Origin of the sequence: Nocardia otitidiscaviarum NBRC 14405 (assembly GCF_000308635.1) — a bacterium.
In the GTDB taxonomy this organism is placed as follows: domain Bacteria; phylum Actinomycetota; class Actinomycetes; order Mycobacteriales; family Mycobacteriaceae; genus Nocardia; species Nocardia otitidiscaviarum.
Genome location: NZ_BAGD01000054.1, coordinates 174,370 through 190,947, shown reverse-complemented (window position 1 = coordinate 190,947; position 16,578 = coordinate 174,370). Strand labels below are relative to the sequence as shown.

General features: G+C 71.1%; 13 protein-coding genes. 9 read left to right on the top strand and 4 right to left on the bottom strand.

Annotated features, from left to right (window positions below; translation table 11 throughout):
* The 4 genes from ON31_RS10910 to ON31_RS10895 form a co-directional block, all read left to right on the top strand.
* The coding region (locus tag ON31_RS10910; RefSeq protein ID WP_169335007.1) for a phytoene desaturase family protein at window positions 1–502 on the top strand (502 nt) is incomplete at its 5' end.
* Between the two features lie 223 nt (window positions 503–725).
* Window positions 726–1,886, top strand: coding sequence for a carotenoid biosynthesis protein (locus tag ON31_RS37830; RefSeq protein ID WP_255222052.1), 1,161 nt, complete (start codon window positions 726–728; stop codon window positions 1,884–1,886).
* Window positions 1,887–1,913: 27 nt separating this feature from the next.
* Window positions 1,914–2,669 carry an LppM family (lipo)protein gene (locus tag ON31_RS10900; RefSeq protein ID WP_063821469.1) on the top strand — a complete coding sequence of 252 codons (756 nt, stop codon included), beginning with the start codon at window positions 1,914–1,916 and terminating at the stop codon, window positions 2,667–2,669.
* 402 nt (window positions 2,670–3,071) lie between these two features.
* A complete protein-coding gene (locus ON31_RS10895; protein WP_081592367.1) occupies window positions 3,072–4,157 on the top strand; it encodes a glycosyltransferase in 1,086 nt (361 codons plus the stop codon).
* 304 nt (window positions 4,158–4,461) lie between these two features.
* Here ON31_RS10895 and ON31_RS10890 read toward each other — a convergent pair whose 3' ends face one another.
* The gene (locus tag ON31_RS10890) at window positions 4,462–5,172 is read right to left on the bottom strand and encodes a hypothetical protein (RefSeq protein WP_051037087.1); all 711 of its coding nucleotides are present in this window, start codon (window positions 5,170–5,172) and stop codon (window positions 4,462–4,464) included.
* Window positions 5,173–5,251: 79 nt separating this feature from the next.
* Window positions 5,252–6,196: a methylenetetrahydrofolate reductase gene (locus ON31_RS10885; RefSeq protein ID WP_228807976.1), complete on the bottom strand. Its 945-nt coding sequence runs from the start codon at window positions 6,194–6,196 to the stop codon at window positions 5,252–5,254.
* Window positions 6,197–6,907: 711 nt separating this feature from the next.
* Between ON31_RS10885 and ON31_RS10880 the strand changes: the two genes are divergently transcribed.
* The 4 genes from ON31_RS10880 (at window position 6,908) to ON31_RS10865 (ending at window position 12,541) form a co-directional block, all read left to right on the top strand.
* Window positions 6,908–8,029, top strand: a complete 1,122-nt coding sequence (locus ON31_RS10880; protein WP_051037077.1) for a polyprenyl synthetase family protein — start codon at window positions 6,908–6,910, stop codon at window positions 8,027–8,029.
* 18 nt (window positions 8,030–8,047) lie between these two features.
* A complete protein-coding gene (gene crtI / locus ON31_RS10875) occupies window positions 8,048–9,625 on the top strand; it encodes a phytoene desaturase family protein (RefSeq protein ID WP_039812280.1) in 1,578 nt (525 codons plus the stop codon).
* 178 nt (window positions 9,626–9,803) lie between these two features.
* On the top strand, window positions 9,804–11,537 hold the full coding sequence (locus ON31_RS10870) for an alpha-(1->6)-mannopyranosyltransferase A (protein ID WP_081592364.1): 1,734 nt from the start codon (window positions 9,804–9,806) through the stop codon (window positions 11,535–11,537).
* The gene (locus ON31_RS10865) at window positions 11,534–12,541 is read left to right on the top strand and encodes a phytoene/squalene synthase family protein (protein WP_063821463.1); all 1,008 of its coding nucleotides are present in this window, start codon (window positions 11,534–11,536) and stop codon (window positions 12,539–12,541) included. The genes ON31_RS10870 and ON31_RS10865 overlap by 4 nt, the downstream gene beginning before the upstream one ends.
* Before the next feature lie 7 nt (window positions 12,542–12,548).
* Here ON31_RS10865 and ON31_RS10860 read toward each other — a convergent pair whose 3' ends face one another.
* Window positions 12,549–12,917, bottom strand: coding sequence for an Rv2175c family DNA-binding protein (locus ON31_RS10860; RefSeq protein WP_039812377.1), 369 nt, complete (start codon window positions 12,915–12,917; stop codon window positions 12,549–12,551).
* 109 nt (window positions 12,918–13,026) lie between these two features.
* On the opposite strand from ON31_RS10860, the gene pknB reads away from it, so the two are divergent.
* On the top strand, window positions 13,027–15,063 hold the full coding sequence (pknB, locus tag ON31_RS10855; protein WP_039812278.1) for a Stk1 family PASTA domain-containing Ser/Thr kinase: 2,037 nt from the start codon (window positions 13,027–13,029) through the stop codon (window positions 15,061–15,063).
* 70 nt (window positions 15,064–15,133) lie between these two features.
* Here pknB and ON31_RS10850 read toward each other — a convergent pair whose 3' ends face one another.
* The gene (locus tag ON31_RS10850; RefSeq protein ID WP_039812276.1) at window positions 15,134–16,522 is read right to left on the bottom strand and encodes a class II 3-deoxy-7-phosphoheptulonate synthase; all 1,389 of its coding nucleotides are present in this window, start codon (window positions 16,520–16,522) and stop codon (window positions 15,134–15,136) included.
* Window positions 16,523–16,578 lie beyond the last annotated feature (56 nt).

Here is a 16,578-nt window from a genome sequence, read left to right as displayed (position 1 = left end):
GGCCGCGCTCGCGGGCGACCTACCGCCGCGCCCGGTGGTGCTGGCCATGAGTTTCAGCGCCCTCGATCCGAGTATCGCGCCCGCCGGGGAACACCAGCTCTCACTGTGGGCGCAGTGGCATCCCTACGCGCTCGCCGACGGCAGCGACTGGAGCGCACACGCCGACCGCGAGGCCGACCGCATCATCGCCGAGGTCGAGGCGCACGCACCGGGTTTCGCGGACACCGTGCTGCGTCGCCACGTACAGACCCCCGCCGACCTGGAACGGGAGCTGGGCCTGCGCGGCGGCAACGTCATGCACGTGGAGATGTCCCTGGACCAGATGTTCGCCTGGCGCCCCCTCCCCGAACTCGCCGCCCACCGCGTCCCCGGTGCCCCCGGCCTCTACCTCACCGGCGCGTCCACCCACCCCGGCGGCGGCGTCTCCGGAGCCAGCGGCCGCACCGTCGCCCACCTCGTCCACCGCACCACCCGCCGCCGCTTCCACCGACCACGCCCATGACCAGCGCAGCCCGCCCGACCACGGCCCCACCCCACCCCCGCGCCGCCGCACCACACCCCGTCGACTCTGCGAGGGGGAACTGGCGGCGGGCCGCTCTCGGGCGATGCCGCCATCAGTTCCCCGTGATCGATCGTCCAGCCGGAGTGCGGAGGCGGGCTGGCTCACCAGGTGGTCGATGGGGTGGAGGTGCGCTGTGTGGGCGGTGAGAACAGCGTGGTGGCCGGTGGCGGTGGTTCCGGCGGTGTTGCTGGTGGCGGTGCAGATTCTGTATCCGCTGACGGCCGGGGTGGCGCGGGATCGGGTGACCGTGGCGGTGGTGTTGCTCTCCGCGGCAACGGCTGTGACGCATGCCGGGCGGACGCGGGGTGTCCGGTGGGCCGTCGGTGTGCTGGTGATCGTGTCCGGGGTCGGGTTGCTGGCCGAGATGGTGGGCACGGCAACGGGATTCCCGTTCGGCTGCTACGACTACGCGAGCGGGCGGATCGGGCCGTCGGTGGCGGGGGTGCCGCTGGTGGTGGCGCTGGCCTGGACCGGTGGCCTGTACCCGGTGTGGATCGTCGCGAGGCAGCTGTACTCGCGCACGGTGACGCGGGTGATGATGACGGCCGTGGGGGCGGTCGGCTGGGATCTGTTCCTGGATCCGCAGATGGTGGCGGACGGACAGTGGACCTGGTGCTCGCCCTGGCCCGGCCTGCCCGGACTCCCGGAGATTCCGCTGACGAACTACCTCGGCTGGTTCGCCGTCGGCCTGGTGATGGCCGGACTGCTGGCGCTCTGGGAGCGGACCGTACCGAACCTCGAGCGCACACCCACCACCGCACGGCCAGCCACCGCACCACCCGCCAGCGCTGCCACCGCCACCGCCACCGAACCGTCAGCCACCGAACCAGCTACCACCACCCAACCGGCCACCACAACCACGCAACCAGCCACCACAGAATCGGCAGCCACCGACGCGGCCGCCACCGATCGGCCGGACGCCGCCCCCGTCTCACCCGTTGTCGCCGCCGGTCGAAACACTCCGGCCGCTTCGCCATCCGCGGGACCGAGTACGACCGGGCCATCAGCCGTATCGGACGCGGCACCGGGCCCGGCGAACGCGCCAGCCGCCGGACACGACCCGGCCGAGCCACCGATCGCCCCTGCCCCTGCTCGCAGGGCGGACACTGCCGCGGTCGCGGTCCGATCCGGGGATGTGGCGGTGCCGGTGGCCGTACTCCTGTGGACCTGGCTGGGTTCGGCACTGGCGCATGCGGTGTTTCTCGGGTTGCCGGTGTCGGCGGGCTACGGGGTGGTGGGGCTGGGGGTGTTGGGGATTCCGCTGGTGCGGGCGTTGTCCGCCCGTCGAATCACGCTGCGGCCGGTGCGTCATGGCACGATGTGAGCCGTGCAGCCGAGTCCGAAGACCGCCATCGCAGCCGACCCGCTCGAACCCGCGCCGACCGCGCGGCGACCGCGCCGTGCGGTCCGGGTGACCGCCGTCTTACTGTTCGCGGCGTTGCTGCTGCCGCTGCTCTCCGGCTGCCTGCGGGTGCAGGCGTCCATGGGTGTGTCGTCGAACGACCGCGTCTCGGGGCGGATCGTCGCCGCCGCCGTCCCGCAGAGCGAGGACGACAAGGGTCCGCAGCTGAAGGCGCCGGATGCGCTCACCGGCAAGGTGCGCGTCGAGTCCTATTCGCAGGACGGCTATGTCGGCAGCCAGGTGTACTTCGAGGACCTGACCTTCGGTGAGGTGCAGCAGCTCAGCGCGCTGTCCGATCAGACCCAGGGCATGTTCACCCTCGCCTTCAACCGCCTCGGCGACCTGGTCACCCTCACCGGCCGGGTCGATCTGGGGAGCCTGCCGCCGCACGGTTCGGATGTGCAGTTCACCGTGGCCTTCCCGGCCCGCGTCGGCACCACCAACGGCACCCGCGAGGGCGATTCGGTGGTCACCTGGAAGCTGCCCGCCGGTGATGTGTCCACCCTGCGCGCCGAGGTCGGCTACGCCGATCCCAATACCCGTTCCTTCGCGGGCTGGGCGGGCATCGTCGGCGGCATCACCCTGGCCGTGGCCGCCATCGTGGCGGTGCTGGCCTACATGAACCGCAACCCCGACGCCCCCGAATACGTCCGCGCCGCCCGCTGGATCCGCCCCGGCCGCGGCCCACGAACGCCCGCCGAGTAGAGGCGACCGGCCTTGCGCCGCAGCATCTTTCCCGCACACCCCCGGGCTGCGCCGCCCGCACGCGAGCGGGCTGTGCGCGGGATTCCCACGAAGGAGCGGCTTGTACGCAGCTCTCCCTCACGCGAGCCGTTTGTGGGCGGCTTTCCCGCGCGCAAGACATTCGTAGGCGACTCTCCTGGGCGCAAGCGGTTCGTGGGCGGCATGCCCGCGCGCGAGCGGTTGGTGGGCGACTTCCCCGCGCGCGAGCGGTTCGTGGGCGACTCCCCCGCCCGCGAGCGGTTCGTGCGCGCCTTTCCCACGCGGCAGCGGCTTGTGCGCGGCTTCCCCACACGACAGCGGGCTGTGCGCGTCGGTGAGCGGGTCGTGCGGGTCGGGGCCGCCATCGCGGTGGCCGGGGCTGCCATGGCGCTGGTCAATCGGCTCACCGTGCCGAGGCTGCGGGTGGGGCAGAGTGTGATCGAACCGGTCACGGTGTGCGTTCCGGCCCGAGACGAGGTTGATCGGGTGCCCGCGCTCATCGCGGATCTGCGTGCGCAGCAAGGAGTTCCACGGCTACGGGTGATCGTCCTGGACGACGCCTCCGCCGACGGCACGTACGAGGCGGTCGCCGAGGCCATCGCCGATGACGATCGATTCACGCTGGCGCGCAATCACTCCGAGCCGCGCGCGGGCTGGACCGGCAAGACGGCGGCGTGTGCCGCACTGGCCGAACTGGCCACGGCGACGGAGCCCACCGCGCTCGTCTTCCTGGATGCCGACGTCCGGCTGGCCCCCGGAGCGCTGGCCGCCGCGGTCACCGAATTGCGCCGCCGCCGTGCCGCACTGCTGTGCCCCTGGCCCGAGCAGCGCGCCGAATCCCCCGCCGAACTGCTGGTACAGCCGCTGCTGGCCTGGTCGTGGGCGGGTACGCTGCCCGTCGCGGTGGCCAACCGCACTCGCCGCCCGTCCATGGCGGTGGCCTGCGGCCAGTTCCTGGTCTTCGATACCGCCGCCTATCGGGAGATCGGCGGACATGCGGCGGTCGCGGCCGAGATCACCGAGGATCTGGCCATCGCCCGCGCCCTGCGCCGGGCGGGCCGCCGCACCGTGCTGGCGGCCGCCGGAGGTCTCGCCGGCACCCGAATGTACCGCGACGCAGCCGAACTCGAATCCGGCTACACCCGCTGGCTGTGGTCGGCCTACGGCGGCCGCACCGGCAGCGCCGCCGTCGCGGGCCTCGCCGCCCTCGCCTACTGGGCGCCCCCGCTGGCCGCCGTCGCGGGCCGGGATCGACTGCGCCGCACCGGACTACTGGGCTACGCCGCCGCCGTCGCCGCCCGGCTGCTGGCCCGCGGCACCGAGCGCCACCGCGCCCTGTCGGTCACCGATATCCTTGCGGCCCTGGCCCATCCGCTCTCCATCGCCGCCTACCTGCGCCTGTCCTACCGCTCCCACCGCGCCCACCGCGCGGGCACGCTGACCTGGAAGAGCCGCGACATCCACGGTTGACCGGCCGGACCGCGAGGACTCCCACATACGCTGTGCACACCAGCACTCACCCGCCGTACGGCGCGTGGACCGCCGAGCGGATTCCGGAGTCCGGGAGCGCCGGGCGGAGTGTGCGGCGGGCGAAGACCGCGCATTTCGTCGTGTCACGTGATGGCGCAGTGGAACTGTCGAGGCTCACGCTGGTCGTGGCATCGGTGCGGCAGGGCATCGACCCATCGCTGCGGGGGCGTCCGCGCTGCGAGACCCCCGCCTCGACACTGGCCAGCGCTCGCCCGTTGACCCGCCCTGCGACCCCGTGCGGAGATCAGGGCACCTCGGTTATGCCCACCGTGGGCAGGAAGAAGCAGGAGGCCGCGCCGTTGCGGACCACGCCGAAGACGGCCGCGAGCACGGTGCCGGAACCGGTTTCGACCGGGACGGCGCGGACGCCGCCGCGCGGCAGGGCGGCGAGGAAGAAGTCGGCGACCGCCCGTTCGACCATCGGGCGGAGTTCGGCCGGGACCTGGGGCGGGATCATGGAGCGCACCACCTGGGACATCGAACCCATGGGCGCGAAACCGGAGCGGCCGGTATCGGCATTGAGCCACACCACCTGCATACCGGAGGTGTCCGCACCGTCGGCGGCCAGGCCGTAGGGCACGAAGGCGAACATGGTCTGGCCTGTCTTCACGGCCGAGAGGTCGAGCCCGGGAATGTCTCTGGCGAATCTGGGCCATGGTCCGGGGATCGCTCCGGCCATCGCGGGAGCCAGGCCGAGGGTGGTGGAGTTCAGGCAGAACGGGGCGGCCGTCGGGTACAGGAACGGCTGCACCCCCAACTCTTCCAGGCGCTCGACGGATTGGCCGTAGGCGCTGAGCCAGTCGCCGGGCGCCGCCGCCTCCATGGCGCGGGCGATGGCCGTGCTCGCGTCCGACTCCGGCCCGCCCGGGCTCGGGGCGGCGGTCGCGGGGCCCGCGAGGACCGCGCAGGCGCTCAGGGCGCCCACCACTCGGACGAGGTTGTGAAACATCAGCATGTCTGTCTCCTCGGAGTCGCGGTCGAGGAGGGACATTACTCCCGTGACCAGTGCATTCCGGGCATTTCACCCGGCGCGGTCAGGCGCGAACCGGTGCGGGAGTGACCGTGTAGCCGAGGTTGGACAGCACCTCACCGGTGGCCTTGGCGAAGTTCAGCGTGATGAAGTGCAGGCAGGGCGCGCCCTCGTCGATGAGCCGCTGCGCCATCTCGGTGGCGATCTCGATACCGGCGGCGCGCACGGCCTCGCGATTCTCCTCGGGACCGTCCCCCGCGGCCTTGCGCAGGCGTTCCATCACCGCGGCGGGCAGCGGGCGGCCGGACAGTTCCTCGGCCCGCTGCACGGTGCGCAGCGAGGTGATCGGCATGAGTTCCGGAATGATCGGCTTGGCACCCTGCTCCGGATCGGCCGCCACCGCCCGATCACGCAGCCGCAGATAGTGCTCGACGTCGAAGAACATCTGAGTGATCGAATACTCCGCGCCCGCACGCAGTTTCGCCAACAGGAAGCGGGTGTCGGAGTCCAGGTCGACCGAACGCGGATGTCCCTGCGGGAAGGAAGCGACGCCCACGTGGAAGTCGCCGAGCTCGCGCACCATGCGCACCAGCTCCTCGGCGTACTCGACGCCGTCGGGATGCTTCACCCACTCCCCGAGCGGATCGCCCGGCGGATCGCCGCGCAGCACCAGCAGATTGCGAATGCCGCAGTCCGCGTACGCGCCGACGATGGAGCGCAATTCGGCGACACTGTGGTCGACGGCCGTCAGATGCGCCACGGTGAGCAGCGTCGTCTCCCGCGCCAACTGCCCCGTCACCCGAATGGTGCGATCGCGGGTGGACCCGCCCGCACCGTAGGTCATGGATACGAAGGCCGGATGCAGCCGCTCGAATTCCCGCGCCGCCCGCCACAGCCGTGCCTCCCCGGCGGCGTCACGTGGCGGATTGAACTCCACCGAGAACGGAATCGACCCGTCCGGCCGGGGCCCGAGGTGCTGCACAACCGATGGAGTTCCGGAAACCTGCAGCGTGCGGGAAACTCGGCCAGGGGTCGAAGCTCCCCGTACATCGTCGAAACTCACGGCCCCAGTGTAGGGGGCGCGACACCCGCGCCCGACCGCCACCCGCACCACCTCGATCGTCGCGACCCGCACAGACACCCCGGCCTGCCCGAGAAACGAGACGGCTGTCTCACCTACCGGACACGCCTGCCATACGAACCAGTCGGCATTCAGACCGGCACCGGCACCGACAGACCGCACCCGCGACCCGTATGTGGCCCGGACACACAGGCGACAGCCCCTGCTGCGGTCCGACACATCCCGGTCACGCGGACAGCAGTCCGTCCCTCCGGCCCCGCACACCCCGGCCACGCAGACAACAGCACCCCTACGGCCCGTGCACCCCGGGCACACGGACAACAGCCCATACGGCCCACGCACACCCCGGCCACGCAGACGACTCGCCCGTGGCCACGTCGGGGCGGCTGCGCCCACACGCGAGACGAAGCCGCCGTTCCCGGCCGTGCACACGGGATCACCTGGCACTCGGTCGGATGTCCCAGGTATCCGACGGCGCGGTGTGACCCGCGCGGGTCGACGGCTGTCCCACCACGGACGGGCGCTCTCCCGCTGGGTACAGTCGAGCCCGAACTTCCCTCGCGGACGAACCGCGGTCGCGGCGGCGGCGAACCACTGTTGCCAGCGCGGCATCCGAGCACGAATCTCAGGAGGTCCCCCGTGTCCGCCGGACCCGGTACGCCGACCCGTCACCCGGCCCTTCCGGCGGCGGGCTCGGGGTCGCTGGTCGCAGCCGTCGAGGAGCGACTCACCGACTTCTTCGCCAGCCGCGCGCCACTCGTGGAACCCCTCGGCCCGGTGTTCGTGGACGCGGCGCGCGCCCTGGCGGATTTCGTGCTGCGCGGCGGTAAGCGCACCCGGCCCGCGTTCGCCTGGACCGGTTGGCTCGGGGCGGGCGGACGCGCCGACGATCCGGCCGCGGCGGCGGTGCTCACCGCCTGCTCGGCGCTGGAACTGGTGCAGGCGTGCGCCCTCATCCACGACGACATCATCGACTCCTCCCGTACCCGGCGCGGCTTTCCGACCGTGCACGTCGACTACGAGCAGCGGCACCGCGACGCCGGGTGGGCCGGGGATGCCGACCACTACGGCACCAGCGTCGCCATCCTGATCGGTGACCTCGCGCTGGCCTGGGCCGACGATATGACCCACGAGGCCGGGCTGGACGCCGCCGCCCGCGCCCGGTTCGCGCCGGTGTGGGCGGCCATGCGCACCGAGGTGCTCGGCGGGCAGCTGCTCGATATCCACGGTGAGTCCGCGGGGGACGAATCCGTGGCGGCGGCCCTGCGGATCAACCGCTACAAGACGGCCGCCTACACCATCGAACGGCCGCTGCACATGGGCGCCGCACTCGCCGACGCCGACCCGGACCTCATCGCGGCCTACCGCGAATTCGGCACCGATATCGGCATCGCCTTCCAACTGCGCGACGACCTGCTGGGGGTTTTCGGCGATCCGGCGATCACCGGTAAACCCTCCGGCGACGACCTACGCGAGGGCAAGCGCACCGTCCTCGTCGCCGAGGCCCTGACCCGCGCCGATGCCACCGATCCGGCCGCGGCGCGACTGCTGCGCGAGAGCCTCGGCGCGGATCTCGACGCCGACCGGGTGGCGCGGCTGCGCACCGTCATCACCGATCTCGGCGCGGTGGACGCGGTGGAACGGCGCATCACCGACCTCACCGACCGCGGCCTGGCCGCCCTCGACGACAGCACCGCCACCGCCGAAGCCAAAGCCCATCTTCGGAAGATGGCGCAGGCCGCGACGGCGCGCGCCTACTGAATCACACGGAGCGGTGGAATGAGAACTGTTGCGGGACCGACCGATCGGGTCGTGGTGGTGGGCGCGGGACTGGCCGGACTGGCCGCCGCCCTGCACCTGACCGGGTCCGGACGACAGGTGACGTTGCTGGAGCGGGCCGACCACCCGGGCGGGCGGGTCGGCCGCTATCGCGGCCCGGACTACGAGATCGATTCCGGGGCAACCATTCTCACCCTGCCCGAACTCGTCGACCAGGCGCTCGCGGCGGTCGGGCACACCCGGGAGTCGGTCGGGCTGCGCATTCTCGACGTGTCCCCCGCCTACCGCGCACGCTTCGCCGACGACACCGTCATCGCTGTCCACGCCGATCCGGACGCCATGGCCGCCGAGATCACCCGTGTGCGCGGCACCGCCGCCGCCCGGCGCTACCGGCGACTACGCGACTGGCTGCACCGGGTCTACCGGGCCGAGTTCGGCCCCTTCATGGACACCAATTTCGACTCCCCGCTGGATATGGTCCGTATCCCCGAGAAGCGCACGGCGCTGGCCGAACTGGTGCGCATCGGCGCGTTCGGCCGCCTCGGCCCCCGGGTGCGGCGCATGCTGGGCGATGAGCAGCTCAGTCGCCTGTTCAGCTTCCAGGCCCTGTTCGCGGGGATGGCCCCCGCCCGGGCCCTCGCCGTCTACGGCGCGATCCCGTACATGGACACCTGCCTGGGCGTGTACTACCCGGAGGGCGGGATGCGCGCCATCGCCGACGCCCTGGCCCGCGCCTTCACCGCGGCGGGCGGCACCCTCGCGGTGAACACCGAGGTCACCGGCATCGACTATCACGGCCGCCGGGCCCGGGCCGTCCGTCTCGCCGACGGCAGCACCCTGCCCTGTGATGCCGTGGTGCTCACCGCCGACCTCGGCGATCTGGACCGTTTCGGCGTGCGCCGCCGCCGCTGGCTGCGCGCCTCCCCGTCGGCGGTCGTCGCGCACGGCACCATTCCGGCGCGGGAGACCGAATCCTGGCCGGTGCGGGCGCATCACACCATCGATTTCGGCCGGGCCTGGGACGACACCTTTACCGAGATCGCCGCCCGACCGGGCCGTGGCGCGCTCATGAGCGATCCGTCGCTGCTGCTCACCCGGCCGGCGCTCACCGATCCGACCCTCTACCTCGACCGCGCGGGCACCCGGTACGAACCGCTGTCACTGCTGGCACCCTGCCCCAATCTCGATGCGGCGCCGCTGGACTGGGACCGACTGGGTCCGGCCTATCTGCGCGAACTCCTGCTCACCCTGGAAGCGCGCGGCTACCAAGGGATTTCCGAGCACTTCCGCATCGACCACGTCGACACTCCGCGCACCTGGCTGGAGCGGGGCATGGTGGCGGGCACGCCGTTCTCGGCGGCGCACCTGTTCCGCCAGACCGGCCCCTTCCGCACCCGCAACCTGGTGCGCGGCCGCGACAATGTCGTTCTCGCAGGCTGCGGCACCACCCCGGGCGTCGGCGTGCCGACCGTTCTGCTCTCCGGACGACTCGCCGCGGCGCGCATCACGGGTGATGTGCGACATGCCCGGACCGGAACCGGCCGCACCGACGCGGTGGCCCCGTCGCCGACGCACTAGACTGGCCCGCGTCCAGAATCCGATGCGGTCACCAGACCGCCGACCTTTCCGGGGGGAACGACCGCCAATGCCGACCCCCGACACGGACGCCGCCACCGCACCGGACGCCTCCGGCGACAGTGTGGCGACCCCAGGGCCGACGACAGCGGCCACCGGCACAGCGATTTCGGGACAGAGCATGGTGAGCATCGGACACGATATCGGCACGGGGACCGACGGCGAGGCCGCCGCGCGCCGCCGCTGGGCCTACGTCGCGGACTTCATCCGCAGCCCGGAGGGCCGGGCGGCGCTGCTCGGCTTCTTCGGCGCGGTCATGATCACCTTCGGCGGGTTCGGAGCGGGCAGTGTGCGCCGCCGCGACCCGCTGCTGGAGGCCGCGCACCTGTCCTGGCTGCGGTTCGGGCACGGCTACTACCTGTCCACGCTGTTCGTGTGGATCGGCGTGCTCGCCATGATCACCGCCTGGGTGCGGCTCGGGCGGATCACCATCGGCACCGTGCGCGGTCCGGCGGTGACCCTGAACGAACTGCGCGCCATCGTCGGCATCTGGATCTTCCCGCTGCTGTTCGCGGTGCCGATGTTCAGCCGCGACGCCTACTCGTATCTGGCGCAGGGCGCGCTGCTGCGCGACGGCTTCGACCCCTACCAGGTCGGTCCGGTGGTCAATCCCGGTGTGCTGCTGGACAATGTCTCCAATGTGTGGACGCTGACCACCGCGCCCTACGGCCCGATCTTCCTGCTGCTCGGTGACGGGATCACCTCCATCACCGGTGACAATGTGGTGGCCGGGACCATAGCGCTGCGGCTGGTCATGCTGCCCGGGCTGGCGCTCATGCTGTGGGCGGTGCCGCATCTGACCAAGCATCTGGGCGGCAAGCCCACCACGGCGCTGTGGCTGGCGGTGCTCAACCCGCTGGTGCTCATCCATCTCATCGGCGGCGTGCACAACGAGATGCTGATGGTCGGGCTGATGGCCGCGGCCATCGCGCTGGTGCTGGAGAAGCACCATGTCGCCGGATTCGTGGTGCTGGCCATCGGTGTGGCCATCAAGGCCACCGCGGGGGTGGCGCTGCCGTTCCTGGTGTGGATCTGGATGATCCATGAGCGCGACCGGCGGGCCGAGTTGGCGCGTGCGCAGGGCTCGGACGACGAGGGGGAACTGCCGCATCCGGTGCTCATGTTCGCCAAGATCGCCGGACTCGGCGTCTCGGTGTTCGCGGCGGTCTTCGTGGCCGCCTCGGCGCTGGCCGGGGTCGGTATCGGCTGGCTGACGGCGCTGTCCGGCTCGAAGAAGATCATCAACTGGCTGTCCGCGCCGACCATCATGGCGCACATGGTCACCTGGGTGTCGCCGCTGCGGCTGGAATCGGTGCTGTCGGTGACGCGCATGCTGTGCGCGGTCGCGCTGGTGGTGGGGCTGGTATGGACGTGGTGGCGGTTCCGGCACAGTGAGCGCGAGGCCGTCTTCGGCATCTGCATCGCGTTCGTGGCCATCGTGATCCTCTCGCCCGCGGCGCTGCCCTGGTACTACTCGTGGCCGCTCGCGCTGGCCGCCGGATTCGCACTGTCCACCCGGACGCTGCAGTGGCTGGTGGGGCTGTGCACCTGGCTGATGCTGGTGTTCAACCCCGATGGGTCGATCGGGCTCTACAACTGGCTGCATGTCGCGGCGGCCACCTTCGCCGCCGTGGTGGCGGCGCTGGCGCTGCGCACCGTGGATCCGCTGCGGCTGAGCACCGAGCACACGCGCTCACGGACCGAGCCGCCCGCCGCGACGGGCGCGGGCACGGCCATGGCCGCCCCGGTGTCGGGGTCCTCGGCGTCGGATGTGTCATCGGCCGCCGCGTCGGCGGGTTCGTCGGCCACGGCGGCGGGTTCGTCGGCCACCGCGTCGTCGGCGCACACGCAGTGAGCTCCTCGGCCGAACTGACGCGCGCCTACCGGGACTGCCGTCGGATCGCCGCCACCCACGGCCGCACCTACTTCCTGGCCACGCGGCTACTCTCGCCGGAGCAGCGCCCCGCCGTGCACGCGCTGTACGCGTTCGCCCGGCTGGTCGACGATATCGTCGACCACACCGGCGGCCGTGACCATGCGAAATCCAGTGCGGCGCACCTGGATGACATCGAGCGCGACCTCCGCACCCGCCTCCGCCGACTATCCGGCGACGAAGCGACCACCACCGAGTCTCACGACCCGCGCTCGCGCGTCCTGGCCGCCGTGGCCGACACCATTCACCGCTACGCCATCGCGCCGGAACACTTCTGGGTCTTCCTCGATTCCATGCGCATGGACGTCCCCGGCAGCCCGCTGTTCCGCGACCGCTATCCGTCCATGGCCGCCCTGCGCGAATACATGGCCGGTTCGGCCGCCGCCATCGGCCTGCAACTGCTGCCCGTCCTCGGCACCGTGGTTCCCACCGCCGCGGCGGAACCGGCCGCCGCCGCCCTCGGGGAGGCCTTCCAGCTCACCAACTTCCTCCGTGATGTCGGCGAGGACCTCGACCGCGGCCGCGTCTACCTGCCCGCCGACGAACTCACCGCCTTCGGCGTGCACGACGACCTGCTGCGCCACTGCCGCGCCACCGGCCGCACCGACCCGCGTGTGCGCCGGGCCCTGGCCCACCTCATCGCCACCAACCGCGCCGTCTACCGCACCGCCACCCCCGGCATAGATCTGCTGCGGCCCCGGGTGCGCCCTGCCATCCGCACCGCCGCCGCCCTCTACGCGGGCATCCTCGACGAGATCGAACGCCACGACTACGAGATCTTCACCCGCCGCGCCACGGTCCCCCGCCACCGCCGCCTCCGGGTCGCCGCCCGCGAGTTCGCCACCGCACGGCATGCGACGCGCGCGACTGATCGGCTCGGCCTCCGGCGTGTCGTCGCCGGAGGCGGGGTTGTCTCGGCTCGGTAGTCTCGGCTCAGAACGGATCGGCGGCCGCGCGGCGAATGACCTCGCGGGCCAGCGGGCCGTGCAGGGCGTCGATGGGACGGCCGGGCAGGGAGTCGTCCTCGGTGTAGATCCACTCGAGGATTTCCTCGTCGGTGTACTTGGCGTCACGCATGACGGTGATCAGACCGGTCAGGTGTTTGGTGACGGCGCCAGTGGAGTCGAAGAAGTCCTTCGGAATACCGGCGACCCCGTCGCGGCGCACCGCGATGAGCTGGTGGTCGCGCAGCATCTGATGCACCCGGGTGACGACCATGCCGAGCTGGTCCGCCACATCGGGCAGCGGGATCAGGGTGACCGAAGCCGGGAGGACGTCGTCGCTGCAAGGGAAGGCACTCACCCGCACAACGGTAGTCCGTCGCGGCGGCAACGTCGCATCACACCCCGTCCAGACTACGATCGGGTGAGTCGTACGGGTCCCCGTAGGGAAATATCGGGAAGGGCAACACTTGATCGGCCAGATCCTGGAAGGGCGCTACCGCATCGATGCGCCGATCGCGCGTGGCGGTATGTCAATGGTGTTCCGAGGTGAGGACACCCGTCTGGACCGCCCGGTCGCGATCAAGGTGATGGATCCCAAATTCGCCGCCGACCCCCAGTTCCTCACCCGTTTCGAACTCGAGGCGCGCGCGGTCGCCAAGCTCAAGCATCCGGCCCTGGTGGCCGTCTACGACCAGGGTGTGGACGGCGACCACCCGTTCCTCATCATGGAATTGGTCGAGGGCGGCACCCTGCGCGAACTGCTGCGCGAACGCGGCCCCATGCCCCCGCACGCGGTGCGCGCCGTGATCGAACCGGTCATGCAGGCCATCGGCGTGGCGCACTCCTCCGGGCTGGTGCACCGCGACATCAAACCGGAGAATGTGCTCATCTCCGACTCCGGCGAGGTCAAGATCGCCGATTTCGGTCTGGTGCGGGCGGTGGCCGCCGCCAATATCACCTCGGCCAGCGTCATTCTCGGCACCGCCGCCTACCTCTCCCCCGAACAGGTCACCAGCGGCCACGCCGACGCGCGCAGCGACGTCTACGCCGCGGGCGTGCTCATCTTCGAAATGCTCACCGGGCGCACCCCGTTCACCGGCGACAACTCGCTGTCCATCGCCTTGCAGCGGGTGGAGAACGACGTCCCCAGCCCGAGCCACCACATCTCCGGCGTCCCACCGGAATTCGACGAGCTGGTCGCGCACGCCACCGCCCGCGAACCCGCGCACCGCTTCGCCGACGGCAACGAGATGGCCGCCGAGATCCGCCGCATCGCCCAGGTGCTGCAACTGCCCGCCTACCGGGTGCCCGCACCGCAGGAATCCGCGGAACACCTCAGCGCCCGCTACCGCGTCGGCCCCACCCCGGCACCGGCCGCACCGGCCGAATCCCGTTCGCGCCCGGCCCCCGTCGGTGCCGCCGATATGACGACGCGGCTTCCGGCCGAGCCGCCGACCACGCGGGTGCCGCAGGCGGCCGCACCGCCCGCCCACCAGCACACCCGGGTGATGACGGCGGCCCGGGAGCTACCTCCGGACTACGCGCAGTCGGCCGCGCACGCACCACCGCCCACCCTGCCCCCGCACGGCGATCAACCGCCGCGCAACGGCTACCTGGCCGATCGCGGCAGATCCCGCCGCACCGCCGTGCTGTGGCTCGGCGCGGTGGTGGTGCTGGCCCTGCTGCTCGGCATCGGCGGCTGGTGGCTGGGTGTGGGCCGCTACGAAGCGGTTCCGGCCATCGCGGGAATGGACCGCGAACGCGCCGTCGCCACCCTCCAGGCCGCCGGTTTCGACACCGAGGTGAGAGACAAGGCGTCCGACACGATTCCGATGGGCAATGTGGTCGGCACCGATCCGTCTGCCGGAACCAAGGTGGTCAAGGGTTCCACGGTGGCGGTGCTCATCTCCAGCGGCAAACCCAAGGTGCCCGATATCCGACCGGGCCAGGACGTGCAGAGCGTCGAGCAGGCGATCAGAGATGCCGGACTGACCCCGGTGGATGCCGGGGAGGTCTCCAGTACGGCGGCGGAGGGCACGGTCGCCAAGGTGGATCCGGACCCCGGCACGATTCTGCCGATGGGCGCGGACGTGAAGGTGTACACGAGCAAGGGTTCCGCCCCGGTCGAGCTCCCGAATGTGCGGGGCAAGACCGAGGAGGAGGCGAGAGCCGCGCTGGACGCGGTCGGCATCGAGGTCACCGGCACCAGGGTCGAATTCGACTCCAAGGTCAAGGCCGGTGAGGTGGCCGGGACCGATCCGGCCGCCGGCACCACCATCGACTCCAGTCAGGGCGTGGTCCTGCTCATCTCCAATGCCGTGGAGGTGCCGGGTCTGCTCGGTTCCAGCGTCGGCGACGCCCGCGCGAAGCTCGAGGCCCTCGGCCTGGGCGTGTCGGTGCGGCAGCTCGCCCCGAGTGATTCCTCGATCGTCATCTCGCAGAGCAGCGTGCCCGGCGCGAAGGTCGAACCGGGTTCCACCATCACCCTTGTCGCCTTGCCCTGATAATTCGATTGCGGTGCAGACGCGTGTGGCCCGTGCCGATCGGCACGGGCCACACGCGTGAATCCGGTTCTCAGCGCAGCATTTCCGCGACCAGGAAGGCCAGCTCCAGGGACTGCTGGGTATTCAGGCGCGGATCACAGGCGGTCTCGTAGCGGTTCTCCAGATCCAGATCGGAGATGTCCTGCGCGCCACCGAGGCATTCGGTGACGTGTTCGCCGGTGAGCTCGATGTGCAGGCCGCCCGGATGGGTGCCCAGCGCGTGATGTACCTCGAAGAAGCCCTGCACCTCGTCGACGATGCGGTCGAAGTGGCGGGTCTTGTAGCCGTTGGACGCCTCGTGGGTGTTGCCGTGCATGGGGTCGCACTGCCAGATCACCTGGTGACCGGTGGCCTGCACCTTCTCGATGATGGCGGGCAGCACGTCGCGCACCTTGCCATTGCCCATGCGGGCGACCAGGGTGAGCCGACCGGGCTCGTTGTTGGGGTCCAGCCGCTCCACGTACTCCACCGCCATCTCGGGGGTGGTGCTCGGGCCGATCTTGAGGCCGATCGGGTTGCCGAGCAGCTCCGCGAAGGCGATGTGCGCGCCGTCGAGCTGGCGGGTGCGCTCCCCGATCCACAGGAAGTGCGCGGACAGGTCGTAGAGCACCGGCTCACCGGTGGTGGGGTGCTCGCTGAGCCGCAGCATGGCCCGCTCGTAGTCCAGCACCAGGGCCTCGTGCGAGGCGTAGAGGCGGGCGCTGGACAGGTTCGGGTCGTTCACCCGGCAGGCGTTCATGAACGCGAGGGCGCGGTCGATCTCGGTGGCCATCGCCTCGTAGCGGGCACCGGCCGGGGACTGGGCCACGAATTCGCGGTTCCAATCGTGCACCTTGTGCAGGTCGGCCATGCCGGCGGAGGTGAGCGCGCGCACCAGGTTCATGGCGGCGGAGGCGTTGGCGTAGGCGCGGACCAGTCGCGACGGATCGTGTTCGCGCACCGCTGGATCGGCGACCAGGGAGTTCACCATATCGCCGCGGTAGGACTTCAGCCCCAGCGCGTCCAGGTCGGCCGAGCGCGGCTTGGCGTACTGCCCGGCGATGCGGGCCACCTTCACCACGGGCAGGCTGGCGCCGTAGGTCAGCACCACCGCCATCTGGAGCAGAGTGCGGATATTGCCGCGGATATGCGGTTCGGTGTTGTCGGCGAAGGTCTCCGCGCAATCGCCGCCCTGCATGAGGAACGCCTCACCCCGGGCCACCTCGGCCAGGCGTAGCTTCAGCTCCTCCACCTCGGCGGGCACGCAGATGGGCGGCACGCTCTCCAGCACGGTGCGCATCTTGGCGGCCAGCTCCGGATCCCAGGACGGCTGCTGTAGCGCGGGCCGGGCGAGCGCGTCATCGAGCCGCCGACGCAGCTCGGCGGGCAACGGAGGCAACTCCGGCAAGCGATCGATCGGTACGTCGACGGTCCAGTTCACCCGTTCAGAATACGGACCCGCAATCGTCGTGTGGATTACACCCAGGGTGGAAATCG

Coding starts and splice junctions, on each gene's coding strand:
- ON31_RS10895 (WP_081592367.1), top strand. CDS start 3,072: ATGGCGCTGGTCAATCGGCTCACCGTGCCGAGGCTGCGGGTGGGGCAG.
- ON31_RS10870 (WP_081592364.1), top strand. CDS start 9,804: ATGGTGAGCATCGGACACGATATCGGCACGGGGACCGACGGCGAGGCC.
- ON31_RS10890 (WP_051037087.1), bottom strand. CDS start 5,172: ATGCTGATGTTTCACAACCTCGTCCGAGTGGTGGGCGCCCTGAGCGCC.
- crtI (WP_039812280.1), top strand. CDS start 8,048: ATGAGAACTGTTGCGGGACCGACCGATCGGGTCGTGGTGGTGGGCGCG.